The organism is Paenibacillus sp. FSL M7-1414, assembly GCF_038003195.1.
GTDB lineage: Bacteria > Bacillota > Bacilli > Paenibacillales > Paenibacillaceae > Paenibacillus > Paenibacillus amylolyticus.
In genome coordinates this window covers 3,318,931-3,334,521 of the sequence record NZ_JBBOOS010000001.1, presented here as the reverse complement: position 1 = coordinate 3,334,521, position 15,591 = coordinate 3,318,931, and the positions used below count along the sequence as shown (strand labels likewise).

Genomic DNA, 15,591 nt, shown 5'->3' with positions numbered 1-15,591 from the left:
TTATTTATTGGGTAAGGAAATTTACCGCTTCGTCGATAATCTTGCTCTGTCCAATGGGTCCTCCCGGACCTTGGAACCACAAGCCGTAGTCAACGATGTAGACATTGTTGTTTTTAACAGCATTCAGGCTTTTCCACACTGCTGTTTTTTGCAATTCTGTCGTTTCATTCTCGTCTGATGACAACAGGAAAATATGATCCGGGTTAATCGATGGTAACGACTCCATGGAGATTACTTTCATTGAATCTGTCGGGTCAGGTATGGATACAGGAGGTGTCAAGCCTAGATCGTCGTACAGAACCTCGTAGTTTCTTTTACTGTAATAACGCACTTCTTTATCGGATAAACGCAGGAACATCACGGTCTCGTCTCCGATGGATTGCTTGATTTTCTCACGGGCTTCTGCAGCCTTCTTTTCGTATTCTTTAATGACCTGTTTGGCCTGATCCGTCTTCCCTAACATATCTCCCATATGTAACAGGCTTGTCTTCATACGAATAATACCTTGCTCGTCCTGCAGCTTCTCTGCCAGCAAGGTAGGGGCAATTTTGCTAAGGCTGTCATAGGCATCACTCATGAAATCCTGACCGATAATCAGGTCTGGCTCTGCCGCCAATATGCTTTCGTAGTTGGGATCAACCTGCCAGCCCAGATTTTCTTTTCCTTGTAGTTGATCGGACAGGTAGGTAGGAAACTGATCACTCCCCTCCTCATTACTGGATGCTGCCTGGGGTACAATACCGAGTGCTAACAAATAGTCAGTTGCAGCCGGGAACAACGAAATAATATGCTGAGGATCACCTTTGATGACAGTTTCTCCCCAAGGATGTTTAACAACACGCTCCTGTACTGCTGATTCGGTGGATTGCGCGACTTCGGTGGTTGGAGCATTGTTACCGCTTGTTCCATTACTGCTTGTTGCTGAACTGCCCTGAGAAGGGGAACAGGCTGATATTAATAATGTAAGGCTGAGCATCAAAAGCAATGCAACGGGTTTTCTCGATCTCATAGATGTAAGTGATTCTCCTTTTGAGTTGTATTGATAATAATTATCATCATCAATAGGATCATAACCGTGATGCATGGGACTGACAATGGACAATTCTGATTCTTGGATAGCATTATTCTGACCGGTTGGCATGGCGATACATTTTTGTTTGAACCGACCTGGTGAAAGGCCAACATGCTTTTTAAACAAACGATTAAAATAGATCACATCTGGAATGCCGATTGCCTCGGCAATCTTCTGAAGAGATGCATCTGTGTGCAACAGCAACTCCTTGGCTTTGTACATCCGTATCCGAGTTAAATAGGTAATCAGACTGCTGCCTGTCTCTTTCTTGAACGTTCTCGACAGATGCCCTGCACTGCAGTCCAGAAGTTCTGCGAGCGGATCGACCATAACGGGCAACATGTAGTTCTCTTGAAGATAACGAACGGCTTGAGCTACCAGATCAGGCTTGGCAGTCTCAATTCCTTGTGCACTTAACTGTCTCATTAATTCATTAATAAATTGATAAAATAATGTCTTTACCTGAAATTTCGAGAACGCATCCGTCCGTTCCCAATGTTGCTCTATTCTTTGGACTTTATCATATAAGTCAATGGGATAGCTTGGGGCGAAAGCATATTGCACGTGAAACGGGACATGTCGCCTGAGCAGAGCTTGATTCTCACGAGTATTGGATAACGACAAATTAGCCCGATAAAACATCAAATAAAATTCGAATGAATCCTCGTTCAGGGAAATATTCATCCATACCCCCTTGCCTCCATGTAAGACTTGCATCTGATCGATCGCGTACATCGTATCATCCAGTGTAATCGTTGCATTGCCGCGAACTGTATATATAAAACCGCTAATTGGAAATCGATAGGCATGGATGGGTTCGCCAGCGCGCACGACGACGTGACGCACTTCCCATATTTTAATTGAGGCCAGATTCCATAACTTCACATGCTCTTCTACGTGCATCTCTTCCTTCACCTTCCACAACCCATTAAGTTAGCAAAACATCAGCAAAATCAGCGGATATTTTCACTTTTCTCCATTCTATCGATAATCATTCTCAACTACAACATATATCTTCCTATTCGATAAAATGCTACGCACGAATAAGCCGATCCATGAAAGGATCGGCTTATGTTGTAACGTTTTAGACTTCGCCGCGTCTGTTCTCAACCGATTTCATACGGTTTTGGTCATCTGGTACCCGGTCAACACTGAACTCTTGACCAGCTTCAACCTCACCATGACCTGAAATATTTCGGGAAAAATTAGTGAACTGTCTTTTTTGCTCATCCAGTTCATGTTTTTGCTTCAAAAGCTCTTGCGGGTCCTGCTTTGTCACTATGCTAACCTCCCATACATACTTGAAGTCATGCAATTTAATTCGTACTACAGAAGTTTTCCATAAGAGAGCTGTACTTATGCATGAATATAGATGAGATGGATATCGTTCCGTTGTTAGTACAGCTAATTTATCCAGTTAAGAGACTAGTTTCAATCCCACAATACTGACGATAATCCCACTAACGATAGCCAATTTCTTTGCATTTTTGGGCTCTTTGAATACATACATCCCTAATAGTACACTGCCCGATGCCCCAATACCTGTCCAGATTCCATAACCAATGCTGATTGGTATCTCTCTCAAAGACAGGGAAAGAAAAATGAAACTTAATCCCAGAAACATAGCGAACATCAATGTATGTTTCAATTTGGTAAATCCATCTGAAAGTTTCAGAAATATTACACCGCCAACTTCAAATAAACCAGCTAAGATCAAGAAAAACCAACTCATATTCTATACACCTGCCTTTGGTTTAGGTTCATTGGATACAAATTTCAGACCGATGATGCAACTGATTAATATCATGACCAGCACGATTTTGATTGCACTTACGGAGTCCCCCAAAAAAATCATTCCCACAATTGCGGTTCCAAATGAACCAAGTCCGGTAAACACCGCATAAGCCGTTGATACAGGAAGTACTTTAGTGGATTTTGCAAAGAAGTAGAAGCTGCCAATCATTAAAATAACCGTGGGGATTACGATCTCGATTTTCGAAAAACCATCGGAGAATGACAAACCTAATGCCCAACCCACCTCTAAAATCCCTCCAAGAATAAGGAATAACCACGCCATAAAACATTCTCCTCTTCTGCATTCATGTTGTTGTTTTGTAATCAACATTCCATTTAATAATGATAGTACTTTATATCATTTGATATAATAATAAACCACATTTATTTTAATTGCAAATTTAAATATTCGTATCAAACTAATAAGAAAATCCGCCTGTTAAAACTCCAAGTTACGCTGTGAACATACAAAAAAAGCCAACCAGAAGTTCCTGGTTGACCAACTACGTATAAGTTAATTTTGTTTTTCGGAATCAGTGAATATCTTTCTTTTTGAAATTACCACCTCTGACTTCAGCTACATCGTATACGACTACAAAAGCAGTTGGGTCAATTTCGTGAATGATATCTTTAATTTTACTCTCTTCCATCCGGTTAATGACACAAGTAATTTCCTTGAATTGCTCATTAGAGTAGCCACCGTAAGCCTCGGTATACGTTGCTCCACGGCCTAAACGGTCCCGAATGGTTTCAACCATAATCTCAGGTTGATTCGTAATAATTTTAAACGTTTTGGAACCGCTCAAGCCCTCTTCAACAATATGTATTACTTTAGAAGCAATAAAATACGCAAGTCCTGACAAGATCGCGCCTTGCAGACCAAACACGGTAGAAACGACAATAAATACAAACATGTTGAGGAACAGGATGAGATCACTGGTTCCAAAAGGTACTTTTCGCGAAAGGAGTACAGCCAGCATATCTATGCCATCCAATGCCCCGCCATTACGTAATGCAAGTCCCATACCAAAACCGATGATAATCCCGCCGACAACCGTAACAAGCAAGGTATCACCTTCAATGATGGTTGGTATATGGTGCATCAGACTGGTGCTGATTGCGAGTGAAGCAATACCGATGATCGAATATAACGCAAAGCTTTTTCCGATTTGCTTGTACCCGAGCCACACAAATGGAATGTTAATAATCCCGATGAGCATCCCCAGTGGTAATCCGAACAGCTGTGATCCTACGATACTCAGACCTGTGACACCACCATCTGAGACATTATTCGGGATCAATATGGCTTCCAGGCCATATGCCGTTATAAATCCCCCAATGATAATCAATAATACTTTGGAGAGGATCTTTAACTTGTTTGACTTTTGTTTTCTGTTTTGATGCATTGCATTTCCCCCTTGATGAACAACCGATAAAAAACAGTCTATAATAAAAATCACTGTTTTGGCAATAGATCGTCATTTGTGTGTGTTACTTCATTGTCCGATGAGCGCCCGATACGACGAAATTTTATGCTCAAGCATCTCATCTGCTGTGTTAAGTATGTGCATCTGTTTTTGAATCGACTCTTTATGCTCCTCCAGCAGCTTCAAACGATCCCCCGCCGTATGCTCCCCTTCCTGAAACAAGGACGCATATTTCTTAATAATAGCAATGGGCATTTGAGTCTCTTTTAATTTGATTACAAATTGCAGCCACTTCAGGTGTGACTCATTGTATCGCCTGTCTCCACTGGCATCTCGGAGAGGAGTTACAATCTGTTCCTTCTCATAATAACGCAACGTATGTGCACTGATATGGAGTAATTCTGCCACTTCACCAATGGTATGCATGGTTAACCTCCCCTCCATTTTCCCGCTTGACTTAGAGTAAGCTCTAATCAGTATAATCAACTCGTGGTCACATCACAATAAAAAAAGAAATCAGATCCAGGAGGAATTCCCATGAAATATACAGTGATTACCGGTGCCAGTTCAGGCATTGGATATGAAGCTGCTTTAGCTTTTGCAGCTCGTGGCAAAAATATGATTCTGGCAGCACGCAGAACCGATGAATTGGACAAGTTAAAAGCAAAAGTAGCTGAAATCAATCCTGATCTGGATGTTGTCATTCGCGAAGTGGATCTGTCCATTGCCGCTAATGTGCATCAATTCTACGAGAGTCTTCAGGCTTACTCCATTGAGACGTGGATTAACAACGCAGGATTCGGGAATTTCGCTTCCGTTGGCGAACAACATCTGCCCAAGATTGAGCAGATGCTTCATCTAAATATAGAAGCTCTTACGATTCTTTCTTCCCTGTATGTACGTGATTATGCAGATGTTGATGGCACACAGATCATTAATATCTCCTCTGGTGGTGGATATACGATTGTAGCCGATGCAGTAACCTACTGCGCAACCAAGTTCTATGTTAGTGCCTTTACCGAAGGACTTGCGCAAGAGTTAAAAGGTAAGAACGCAGCGATGCAAGCTAAAGTTCTCGCACCGGCTGCAACCGAGACGGAATTTGCGAAACATTCCTTTAATGTAGACGAGTTTGAATATGAAGGCAGAGTTCCCAAGTTCCATACGGCGGAACAAATGGCTGGATTTTTGCTGGAGTTGTATGACAGTGAAAGTGTAGTCGGCATTGTGGATGGGTTGACGTATGACTTTGAACTAATAGAACCGATTTTTCCGTACGCTGCACGAGCAGCCTCGAAACCGAAAAATTAACCCGAAAACCGAAGTCGAAGCTAAGTCGGCTCAATACTGGTAAACATTCACCTAACCTCACTGATAAACATCATTAAATCTAATCGTTAAACTTCATTGGACGTTAAAAAGGGAACCTGTCTCCAGGTTCCCTTCTTTGTATTTATTTTCAATTCTATATTAATACCTACTATATAATGAAGTAATTATGCCAGCCTCATTTTGAAATCCTGATATCCGAATTCGCGAACAACTTCGCAATCGCCGTCTTTTCTTTTGACTGCAATCGCTGGAAGCGGCATGCCGTTGAAGGTGTTGGTTTTCACCATGGAGTAAATCGCCATGTCCTCGAATACCAGACGGTCGCCTTCTTGCAAAGGCTGATCGAATGAATAATCCCCAATTACGTCACCAGACAGACAGGTTTGTCCACCTAGACGATACAGATGAGCCTTCTCACCCACTTCTCCCGAACCGATCAGCGGCGGGCGATATGGCATTTCCAGCACATCCGGCATATGACACGTAGCTGAAGTATCCAGAATAGCGATGTCCATACCGTTCTTATGGAAGTCCAGCACAGAGGTCACCAGATAACCCGCGTTCAGCGCAACAGCTTCTCCCGGCTCCAGATATACTTCCAGGCCATAATCGTTCTGCATACGTTTGATGCATGCTTCCAGTCTTGGAATATCATAATCTTCACGTGTGATATGGTGCCCACCGCCGAAGTTGATCCATTCCATCTGCGGCAACCATTGTCCGAACTTCTCGACAACTGCATTCAGCGTAGTCTCCAGATCGTCGGAATTTTGCTGACACAGTGTGTGGAAGTGCAGTCCAGAGACACCTTCCAACAGGTCTTCATCGAAATCCTCCAGTTTCGCGCCAAAACGCGAACCCGGAGAACACGGATCGTAGATCTCATGTCCTTCTTGGGTGGAGCATTCAGGGTTGACGCGCAAGCCGACCTTACGGCCAGCTTGAAGCGCCTTATCCTTGAATTTTGCAAGCTGTGAAAATGAGTTGAAAATAATGTGGTCGCAGATAGAGATAATCTCGTCGATCTCTTCTGCACGATATGCTGGAGCAAAGACATGATTCTCTTTGCCCATTTCCTCATGGCCCAGACGCGCTTCATACAAACCGCTCGCCGTTGCACCGCTCAGGTATTCTCCAATCAGCGGATACATCGCAGTCATGGAGAATGCTTTTTGAGCCAGTACGATTTTGGCACCTGTACGCTGCATAACACCGTTCAGGATTTTCAGGTTTTTCTCAATAAGCGCCTCGTCAACAACAAAACATGGTGTCGGTAATTGCTCGAACCGCATTTTAGCGAACAAGCTCCGATTCTTTAACTTCTTCTGGCAGCTCATCAACGAGTACCGGGTTGAAGTCTTCTACCCATGGGAGACCCCATTTGTTCAACTCTTCCATGAATGGATCTGGGTTGAACTCTTCTACATTATATACGCCTGGTTTGTTCCATTTGCCTGTCATGACCATTGCTGCACCGATCATTGCTGGAACGCCTGTTGTGTAAGAGATCGCTTGGGAACCCACTTCTTTATAACACTCTTGGTGATCACAGATATTGTAAACATAATATGTTTTGTCTTTGCCGTCTTTTTTACCTTTGAAAATACAACCGATGTTTGTTTTACCTACAGTACGTGGTCCAAGGGATGCTGGATCAGGCAGTACTGCTTTCAGGAATTGCAGTGGAATAATTTGTTTACCTTCATATTCAATAGGCTCGATTGAAGTCATGCCTACATTTTCAAGAGCTTTCAAGTGAGTCAGGTAGCTTTGACCAAATGTCATGAAGAAACGGATACGTTTCAGACCTGGCATGTTTTTTGCCAAAGATTCCAATTCCTCATGGTACAACAGGTACATGTCTTTCTCTCCAACTTCTTTGAAGTCGTAGACACGTTTGATTTCCATCGGTTTTGTTTCGATCCATTCACCATTCTCCCAGTATCTTCCGTTCGCAGATACTTCGCGAATGTTGATCTCAGGGTTGAAGTTGGTTGCGAACGGATAGCCATGGTCGCCGCCATTGCAGTCCAGAATGTCGATGTACTCAATTTCGTCAAAGTAGTGCTTCAGGGCATAAGCGGAGAATACGCCAGTCACACCTGGGTCAAATCCACTTCCGAGCAATGCAGTGATGCCTGCTTGTTCAAAACGCTCTTTGTAATCCCATTGCCAGCTGTATTCAAACTTCGCTGTATCATGTGGCTCATAGTTCGCTGTGTCCATGTAATTTGTTTTAGTTGCAAGACAAGCATCCATGATTGTCAGATCTTGATACGGCAAAGCAAGGTTCATAACGATATCAGGTTTAACTTCGTTGATCAGAGCGATCAGTTCGTCAACATTGTCAGCATCTACTTGTGCTGTTGTAATTTTTGTTTTTCCGCCGTCCAGCTTGGCTTTGAGTTCATCACATTTGGATTTTGTACGACTCGCGATGCAGATTTCCTCAAAAACTTCGCTGTTTTGAACGCATTTGTGTACTGCCACGGAAGCAACGCCGCCGGCGCCGATGATTAGTGCTTTTCCCATTTTACATTCTCCTATCCCAATATGTATTTTTTTTAAATTGGTTTAATACGGCGACAACAAGACAACAAAAAAAGCAAGGTGAAAAATGCTCGCAATCGCGCATCATCACACTTGCTTATCGATATACATCATAAAAAAGACGTGAAGTCTCCATGACCAAAAAAGTTCACAAGAACTCCTTTGGCGGAAAGCTTCTTCATGTATATCAATATTGGATCAGAGTCTATATAGCAAATAATTCGCCTTTACCACTCTTATTGACCGTTTCACAAGTTGATGTGCAATTGCACTGGTTGTAAAGTAACCAACTTATAAAATTTGAGCTTTGAACTCAATCAATAAAGCAACGTAAGTTGCCAATCGGCGTTTGACCCGGCTGTCCGTATGGCCTTAACTTCCTGGTGAAGTGGTCAAAATTATCTGCTGGAAAGCTCTAATTCATATTGATAAATTAACTTCCCAAAATCACAGGTCTTACACTATCAGACGTTGAAAAAAAAATCAAGCAATTATCAAAAAATAATTTTTTGTCCGGATAACGACTAGGAATGAAATTGAATATCCTTCGAATACTTTTAACCCTTCTGCGCCCAGTAGTTTCCCTACTACCTCAGGCTTTTGAGGACTTTTGTCGAATACTTCTTCACACGAGATCATGATGTTGCCACCAGCAATTTCCGCTAATTGATCATGAGCCGAATGGTTCGTTTCCTTCTTTGCCAGCTTGCAGAGCAATCTCAATGGCTTTATGCATGAATTGTTCATCTTTATTCATAAGGTTTACCTCCACCACAAAAATTATGTATCCCACTTTATCTTTTACATTAAGCAGTGTTCAATCCATTAATATGTTTCTTGTTCATTCCATTCTATCATCTATACAAATAAAGAGTATGACGAAAATTCGTCATACTCCAATGGGTTACACTAAGTTTATCTATTAAAATTTTACGGGCAATGCTGCCAATCCCTGTGATGACAAAGCAGAGTGCCAATGAATCTCTTCCTGAGGAATACTGAGCTGAATATCCGGTAGCCGACGTAAAAGCGTAGTAAACGCCACGTCCCCTTCTACACGAGCAAGCGGAGCGCCAAGACACATATGAATGCCGTGTCCAAAGGCCAAATGCCGTTTTATTTTGCGTTCGATATCCAACTCTTCGGGATCAGTGAACTGCTGCTCGTCCCGATTCGCTGATTTCAGAAGGGGAATCACAACGTCTCCCTTTTGAATCAATTGTCCATCCAGCTCCGTGTCCTGCGTTGCATAACGAGGACCTGAGGAAGTGGCGGGTCCGTTATATCGTAGCAACTCCTCCACCGCAGAAGGAACCAGATTCAGATCTTGTTTCAGTTGTTCCAGTTGTTCGGGATGGGTCAGAAGAAGATAAGAACCAGTTGCAATCAGATTGGAAGTTGTCTCATGTCCAGCAAATATCAATAACGTGATCATGGATATTAATTCATCTTCATTCAGTCGATCTCCCTCCTCCTCAATCGCAATCAATTGACTGATGAGGTCATCTGAAGGTTCTACTCGTTTGTTCGCCACAAGTTGCGAGGTGTACTCTGCGAATGATCGCAAGTGCTGCGCTACGGCAGGGTCCTGTTTACCAAAACCAAGACCTTTTGCAATAGCTTCAGACCATACATGGATCTGAGGTCGGTCTTCCTGAGGTATACCCAACATCTCGGAAATAACGTTGATTGGGAAAGGATAGGCATAGTCTTTTACAAGATCCATCTCTCCTTTTCCTTCGAATTGGTCAATCAACTCATCGGCAATTTCCTGGACGCGTGGACGCAGGCTTTCCATATATCTTGGCGTGAACGCTTTGGAAACCAGGCTACGCAGTCTTCGGTGATCCGGTTCATCAACAAAAAGCATCGACTTTCCGGTAAAAAAGGTCTGGGGTTCCGATGAACCAAGCTCACCTGAGAGATTCTTTCGAATATCATTGCCACTATCAATAGAGTTCATATCTACCGTAAATCGAGAGTGATCTTTCAGCACTTCCATGGCAACGTCCATCCGAGTTACAATCCAGGTTTGCCCTGCTCCACCCATTGGATTAGGAATAGGGACAACGGAACCTTTGGCACGCATCTGTGCAAACATGGCAAATGGATCTTTACTATTTTCTTCGCTAAACAAATTAAATTCTACTTTTTCTGAGGTCTGGTTATTCGAATTATTCATATAAATCTTCCTTTCGAAGTGAAGTGCTTCAAATCTATGGAAATATATGTTCATTCCGATTATATACTACTCGTATAATTAATTTCAAATATCATAGTTTAAACAGTACAAAACAACTGTTATAACAACAATTTATTAATATACTAATAGTATATTAATAATAACCACAGACATAAAAAAACAAAAAAAGAGGTCGGCTACGAGCCAACCCCCATATTAATTACGTTGCTTCACTAGTTCCAAATACCACCAACAGGCTTCGGTCAGTCTATTGGCTTCAGATTGAAACGCACTGGATTTGTACTCTTTGTGAAACGCTTGCAGCACCACTTCGATTACAGGAATATTTAAATCCTCTTGATCTTGTAATAGCGCTAAGAGCCCCTTCGAAAGTTGCTTGAATGATGCAGATTCCTTGGATTTTTGTACACGGTTGTTGAACTCATCAAATTCGATCAATATATTATCGATGTCCAGACCCATATCATGGTTACGCTCATCCGCATTCAGGAAATAGAGAGACTGAAAGTCGAAAATATGTTCATTTCTCTGATGCATTGTTCTTAGGATCACTTCAATGTACGTTAATACTTTGGGAACCACTTCGCTCCATACCGGTTTTTGCGTATTTAGACTTCTTGATGTGTTGGCAATCTGATGTAATATGCCGTAGCACAATATGGCCCCTTCGTTGGCATATAAGCTAATATCGTTCCCGTACACCTGAATCAAGCGTGTGGACAGCCATTTTAGGTGAACTGTAGCCAGTTTGGCTGAGTTGATCTCCCCGGAATAAAAACCCGTCCAATATAATTCCCATACTCGCTCTTTATTAGGTACAGACATAGGAATCGCAATCTGATCTACGAGCAGGTCATAATCCGATGTATAGTGATTTTGTTCAAGCTCTTTACGAATGAAAACATCCTCTTGCATACGCTGATCAATAATAGAATATAAACAGTCTTCTTTTGAACTGAAGAATTTGTAGAATGTGCCTTTGGATACACCCGATTGATCCAAGATCATCTGGATTGTTGTATTTGCATAGCTGTGCTCTAAAAATAGTGCAAGTGCTGTTTCCAATAAACTTTGTTTACGACTACTCATATCTCGTTATCGCCCCAAGTTTTTCTATTGATTTTAACATTCATTCCTCAGGAGTTGAAGCATTGATTCGCAGTATAGCTGTCATATAAAATAATTGCACAATGAGTAAATTTGCACAATGGGCAACTTGTTTGTTATGATAAACCTCACAAAGTGCATATTAAGTAAGTGTGCTCTTCTTAAAAGAATTAAACCATAGTCATTGGTGTTGGAGGTGAACGCATAAGCGGAGAATAATGATCAAACGAAACTTGCGACATTTGAAGAAAGAAGCAACTGAAAAAGCACTTGCTAGTGCTGCATTTGAACTTACCCTTGAACATGGGCTTGATGGCTTTACGGTCGAAGATATCGTGCATCAGGTGGGTTGTTCCCGCAGAACATTTGCAAACTACTTCACATGTAAGGAAGAGGCAGTAGCCAGAGGCGCAATATCCGTTCAGAATACAACGGAACTCGAAGAGTTGCTCACCGAATTGCCCGACAACGTCTCCTTGCTTGACGTACTGTATAACCTGATCAAGATGCAGCTTACAACAGAACTAATAGGAAGACTTCATCAGCTACTATCGCTATCCCAGACCTATCCCGTGCTTGAACCGCATTACCTTGGAGCCATGCACCGGATGCAGACGCAGGCACAAGATACCTTATTAGACTTATCTAACGGGAAGTATGACGAGATCTATACTTATCTTTTGATCAACGCACTATATGGAACAATACTGCCATTAATTGATGGAAGACTCAATGTGTTACTGCCCGGACAAGTCATTACTGAAGATACCAAGCCCGGTGTTTTAACATTCGATCAATTTTTGGAAACCACGTTTAATCATTTACGGGCAGGATTTGAACATGCCAACCATCCACATTCATCATAGAGGAGTGTAAAATAGAGAAATGTCTACATTATTATACAGAGTGGGGAAAACCGCTTTTAGCAAACCTGCCTATTTCATCATTGGCTGGGTTTTAATTCTGGGAATTGTCATCTCCATGATCAGCATCAATGGTATTCACATCAGTTCCGAAATGAAGATTGAAGGCACAGAGTCACAGAAGGTTCTGGATCAATTGGCAAAAGAACTGCCTGCCGCCTCCGGCGGTCAAGGAAGTGTTGTCTTCAAAGCTCCAGACAACGAGCGTTTGGATACGCCTGAACGTTTGGCCGCCATGATGAAAGGTGTTAATGAAGTTTACGGATTAGACAAAGTCATTAACCCTGCGGACTATGCAGCTGAAGCGGGTAATTCGGGTGCTCAGGCGGAAATGGCTCAGAATGCTCAGGCTACTGATATGGCGCAATCCGCAACAACCACGCCTCCTCCCTATGGACCTTTGATGGTGGATGGTGTTCCTGTACCTGGAATGCTGATCTCTTCAGACGGCAGCATTGCACTGTTCCAGTTCCAATTTACAATTGAACAGTCTGCCATAACACAGGATGTATTTGATTCCGTTATTCAGTCCGTTATGACGGTAGAGCAAGGAACCAATATTAAGGTGCTGCCGGGCGAAACGCTCAAAACGGTATCGATTGGAGTCGGCTCGGCAGAGATTGTCGGACTGGTCATTGCTATCATTGTATTGCTGATCACCCTTGGCTCCGTTGTTGCAGCAGGTCTACCTCTGATCACTGCACTCCTCGGTGTTGCCATTGGAGTTGGTGGTGCGTTCTCCATCTCCAAATTCATTGAAATGCCTAGTGTCACTTCCGTTCTAGCTCTAATGGTTGGATTGGCTGTTGGAATCGATTATGCGCTCTTCATTGTTAATCGCCAGCGTCGAATGATCATTGATCAAGGCTTGAGCGCAAAAGAAGCAACGGCCAGAGCCATTGGTACATCGGGCAGCGCAGTATTTTTTGCCGGATTAACCGTCATTATTGCACTGTGCGGTATGCTTGTCATCGGTCTCACATTCTTGTCTACGATGGCTTTGGTCGCAGCTGCCACCGTGCTCATCAACGTATTTGTTGCTTTAACCCTGTTGCCGGCCTTACTGGGATTGGTAGGAGAACGCATCTGTTCCGCCAAAGCTCGTGAGAAAAGCGCGAAACATCCTAAAGCCACTAACCACGGAGTCGCGAACAGATGGGTGAAATTCGTTATCAAAAATCGTTGGGCTACCATTATCGCCATCATCGTCATTCTTGGTTTTGCCGCGACACCTATCGCGAAAATGGAAATGGGTATCCCCGGCGCTTCCTCAGCGAATCTGGATACAACTGCAAGACAAAGCTACGATGCCATCTCCGAAGGTTTCGGAGATGGATTCAACGGACCCCTTATTCTGGTCGCAGAGCCTAATCAGTCTTCCGCAAAAGTTACACCGGAACTCTTGGGTGGTCTGGTGATGGAGCTTCAAGGTCAAAACAACGTTGCACAGGTTACACCGCTTGGGATGACAGAAGATTTGGCTATCTTTAGTCTCATTCCAAAAACGGGTCCTAACGATAATCTCACTAAAACACTGGTCACTGATCTACGCGCGGCTGATTCCAGCATCGCACAGACCTATGATGTGAAACTCGGAGTTACTGGACTCACAGCTGTTAACATCGATATGTCAGCCAAACTGGCGCAGGTGTTCCCTATTTATGTAGGCATCATCATCCTGCTCTCGCTGATCATCCTGTTACTCGTATTCCGTTCGATTATCGTTCCCATCAAAGCAACAATTGGCTTCCTGCTTAGTATCCTGGCTACATTCGGGATCACCACTGCTGTATTCCAATGGGGCTGGCTGCATTCGCTCTTTGGTTTCGATACCGGCGGCCCGTTGCTGAGCTTTATGCCGATCATCGTAACAGGTATCCTGTATGGCCTGGCGATGGACTATCAAGTCTTCCTTGTGAGCTCCATGCGGGAATCCTATGTGCATGGTCATCGCGGGACCGAATCCGTTGTTCATGGGTACAATCAGGTAAGTCGCGTGGTTGTTGCCGCAGCAGTGATTATGGTCTCTGTATTTGCAGGATTTATATTCACTGACGATGTCATGATCAAGCAGATTGGTTTCACTTTGGCGGTAGGCATTCTGATTGATGCTTTTATCATCCGTATGGGCTTGGTCCCTGCCATCATGGCTATTTTCGGAGACAAAGCTTGGGCACTTCCAAAATGGCTGGATCGCATTCTACCAAACCTGGATGTTGAAGGCGAGAAGCTGATTGCTTCCCTGAATGCTGCAGAGCATGCCAACACGAAGTCTGGATCAAAATAATTCTGCCAATAGAACGGCGATACCATGATTACTATTACGACTGCATTAACCAATACAAAGACCTCCTCAGTTTTTATAAACAGGAGGTCTTTTTTTCTTTTTCACATTTTATGCGGTGATGTCTTCAATATGGATAGTATAGCGTGGGGATTTAGCAGCATTAACAAACGCCGCAAATAACTTCTGACTGTAGTCATCTACTTTATAGCTGTACTCTGGATGCCACTGCACAGCCAAAACAAACGAGCGGTTTGGCATGACCACGGATTCAACGAGTCCATCTTCAGCGACGGCCACAGCAGTTAACTTATCCGATAACATTTTGATTCCCTGATGGTGGTAGCTGTTCACTTTTATCGTATCGGTTTGCAAAATATCGTATAGGATATTATTTTTCTCAATATGTACATCATGTACAAGATCCGTATACGGCGGACTTTGCTTATGATTAACGATCTTGTTCCCATGAAGTTGAAGGCTAGTTGGAATGTCTTGATATAACGTCCCACCCAACATAACGTTAAATAGCTGTAGTCCACGGCATATGCCAAAGGCAGGCTTATCAAGCTCAATTACCTTTTGTAATAATATCGACTCCATCATATCGCGTTCAATACACAACTCTCCACAGGTAACCTCAGCATGCTCATGATACAGCTCAGGATTGAGATCATGTCCCCCGGTGAACAGGAAACCATCGAACTGATTAGCCAGCGTTGCTATGATTTCGGTATCCGTTGTCAAAGGAAGCATAATTGGAATCCCGTCTGCTCCTTCTATGGCGTTCATATAATCTGGAAGCATCCAGTAACTTTTTTTGTCAGTATCATATAAAGGCAGTACACCGATCATGGGCTTTTTCATGGCATTACCTCCAAGCTTTTCATTCATTTTAT

General features: G+C 43.0%; 14 protein-coding genes. 3 read left to right on the top strand and 11 right to left on the bottom strand.

Annotation, left to right across the window (positions count from 1 at the left end; genetic code table 11):
- Nucleotides 1-4: 4 nt before the first annotated feature.
- From MHH92_RS14540 to MHH92_RS14515, 6 genes are all read right to left on the bottom strand, one after another.
- A complete protein-coding gene (locus MHH92_RS14540) occupies nucleotides 5-1,975 on the bottom strand; it encodes an AraC family transcriptional regulator (RefSeq protein ID WP_340904537.1) in 1,971 nt (656 codons plus the stop codon).
- A gap of 181 nt (nucleotides 1,976-2,156) precedes the next feature.
- A complete protein-coding gene (locus tag MHH92_RS14535; protein WP_017688524.1) occupies nucleotides 2,157-2,351 on the bottom strand; it encodes a hypothetical protein in 195 nt (64 codons plus the stop codon).
- Between the two features lie 138 nt (nucleotides 2,352-2,489).
- Entirely contained in the window at nucleotides 2,490-2,804 is a 315-nt protein-coding gene (locus tag MHH92_RS14530) for a DMT family transporter (protein WP_100526216.1), read from the bottom strand.
- A gap of 3 nt (nucleotides 2,805-2,807) precedes the next feature.
- On the bottom strand, nucleotides 2,808-3,149 hold the full coding sequence (locus MHH92_RS14525) for a DMT family transporter (RefSeq protein WP_076327622.1): 342 nt from the start codon (nucleotides 3,147-3,149) through the stop codon (nucleotides 2,808-2,810).
- Nucleotides 3,150-3,399: 250 nt separating this feature from the next.
- Nucleotides 3,400-4,272 (bottom strand): YitT family protein, encoded by an 873-nt coding sequence (locus tag MHH92_RS14520; protein ID WP_017688526.1) that lies wholly within the window; start codon nucleotides 4,270-4,272, stop codon nucleotides 3,400-3,402.
- 90 nt (nucleotides 4,273-4,362) lie between these two features.
- The gene (locus MHH92_RS14515; protein ID WP_340904536.1) at nucleotides 4,363-4,719 is read right to left on the bottom strand and encodes a MerR family transcriptional regulator; all 357 of its coding nucleotides are present in this window, start codon (nucleotides 4,717-4,719) and stop codon (nucleotides 4,363-4,365) included.
- Between the two features lie 111 nt (nucleotides 4,720-4,830).
- Between MHH92_RS14515 and MHH92_RS14510 the strand changes: the two genes are divergently transcribed.
- A complete protein-coding gene (locus MHH92_RS14510) occupies nucleotides 4,831-5,604 on the top strand; it encodes an SDR family NAD(P)-dependent oxidoreductase (protein ID WP_340904535.1) in 774 nt (257 codons plus the stop codon).
- Nucleotides 5,605-5,789: 185 nt separating this feature from the next.
- Here the strand turns inward: MHH92_RS14510 and nspC are convergent, their stop codons facing one another.
- The 4 genes from nspC to MHH92_RS14490 form a co-directional block, all read right to left on the bottom strand.
- A complete protein-coding gene (gene nspC, locus MHH92_RS14505) occupies nucleotides 5,790-6,917 on the bottom strand; it encodes a carboxynorspermidine decarboxylase (protein WP_340904533.1) in 1,128 nt (375 codons plus the stop codon).
- Nucleotide 6,918: 1 nt separating this feature from the next.
- Nucleotides 6,919-8,157: a saccharopine dehydrogenase family protein gene (locus tag MHH92_RS14500; RefSeq protein ID WP_340904531.1), complete on the bottom strand. Its 1,239-nt coding sequence runs from the start codon at nucleotides 8,155-8,157 to the stop codon at nucleotides 6,919-6,921.
- 940 nt (nucleotides 8,158-9,097) lie between these two features.
- Nucleotides 9,098-10,357 carry a cytochrome P450 family protein gene (locus tag MHH92_RS14495; RefSeq protein WP_036616012.1) on the bottom strand — a complete coding sequence of 420 codons (1,260 nt, stop codon included), beginning with the start codon at nucleotides 10,355-10,357 and terminating at the stop codon, nucleotides 9,098-9,100.
- A 216-nt stretch (nucleotides 10,358-10,573) separates the two neighbouring features.
- Nucleotides 10,574-11,467: a TetR/AcrR family transcriptional regulator gene (locus MHH92_RS14490; protein WP_036616015.1), complete on the bottom strand. Its 894-nt coding sequence runs from the start codon at nucleotides 11,465-11,467 to the stop codon at nucleotides 10,574-10,576.
- A 236-nt stretch (nucleotides 11,468-11,703) separates the two neighbouring features.
- On the opposite strand from MHH92_RS14490, the gene MHH92_RS14485 reads away from it, so the two are divergent.
- Entirely contained in the window at nucleotides 11,704-12,351 is a 648-nt protein-coding gene (locus tag MHH92_RS14485; protein WP_076253018.1) for a TetR/AcrR family transcriptional regulator, read from the top strand.
- A gap of 19 nt (nucleotides 12,352-12,370) precedes the next feature.
- Nucleotides 12,371-14,695, top strand: coding sequence for an MMPL family transporter (locus MHH92_RS14480; RefSeq protein WP_340904529.1), 2,325 nt, complete (start codon nucleotides 12,371-12,373; stop codon nucleotides 14,693-14,695).
- Between the two features lie 108 nt (nucleotides 14,696-14,803).
- On the opposite strand, the gene MHH92_RS14475 is transcribed toward MHH92_RS14480, so the two are convergent.
- Nucleotides 14,804-15,559 (bottom strand): gamma-glutamyl-gamma-aminobutyrate hydrolase family protein, encoded by a 756-nt coding sequence (locus MHH92_RS14475; protein WP_340904528.1) that lies wholly within the window; start codon nucleotides 15,557-15,559, stop codon nucleotides 14,804-14,806.
- Nucleotides 15,560-15,591: the final 32 nt, after the last annotated feature.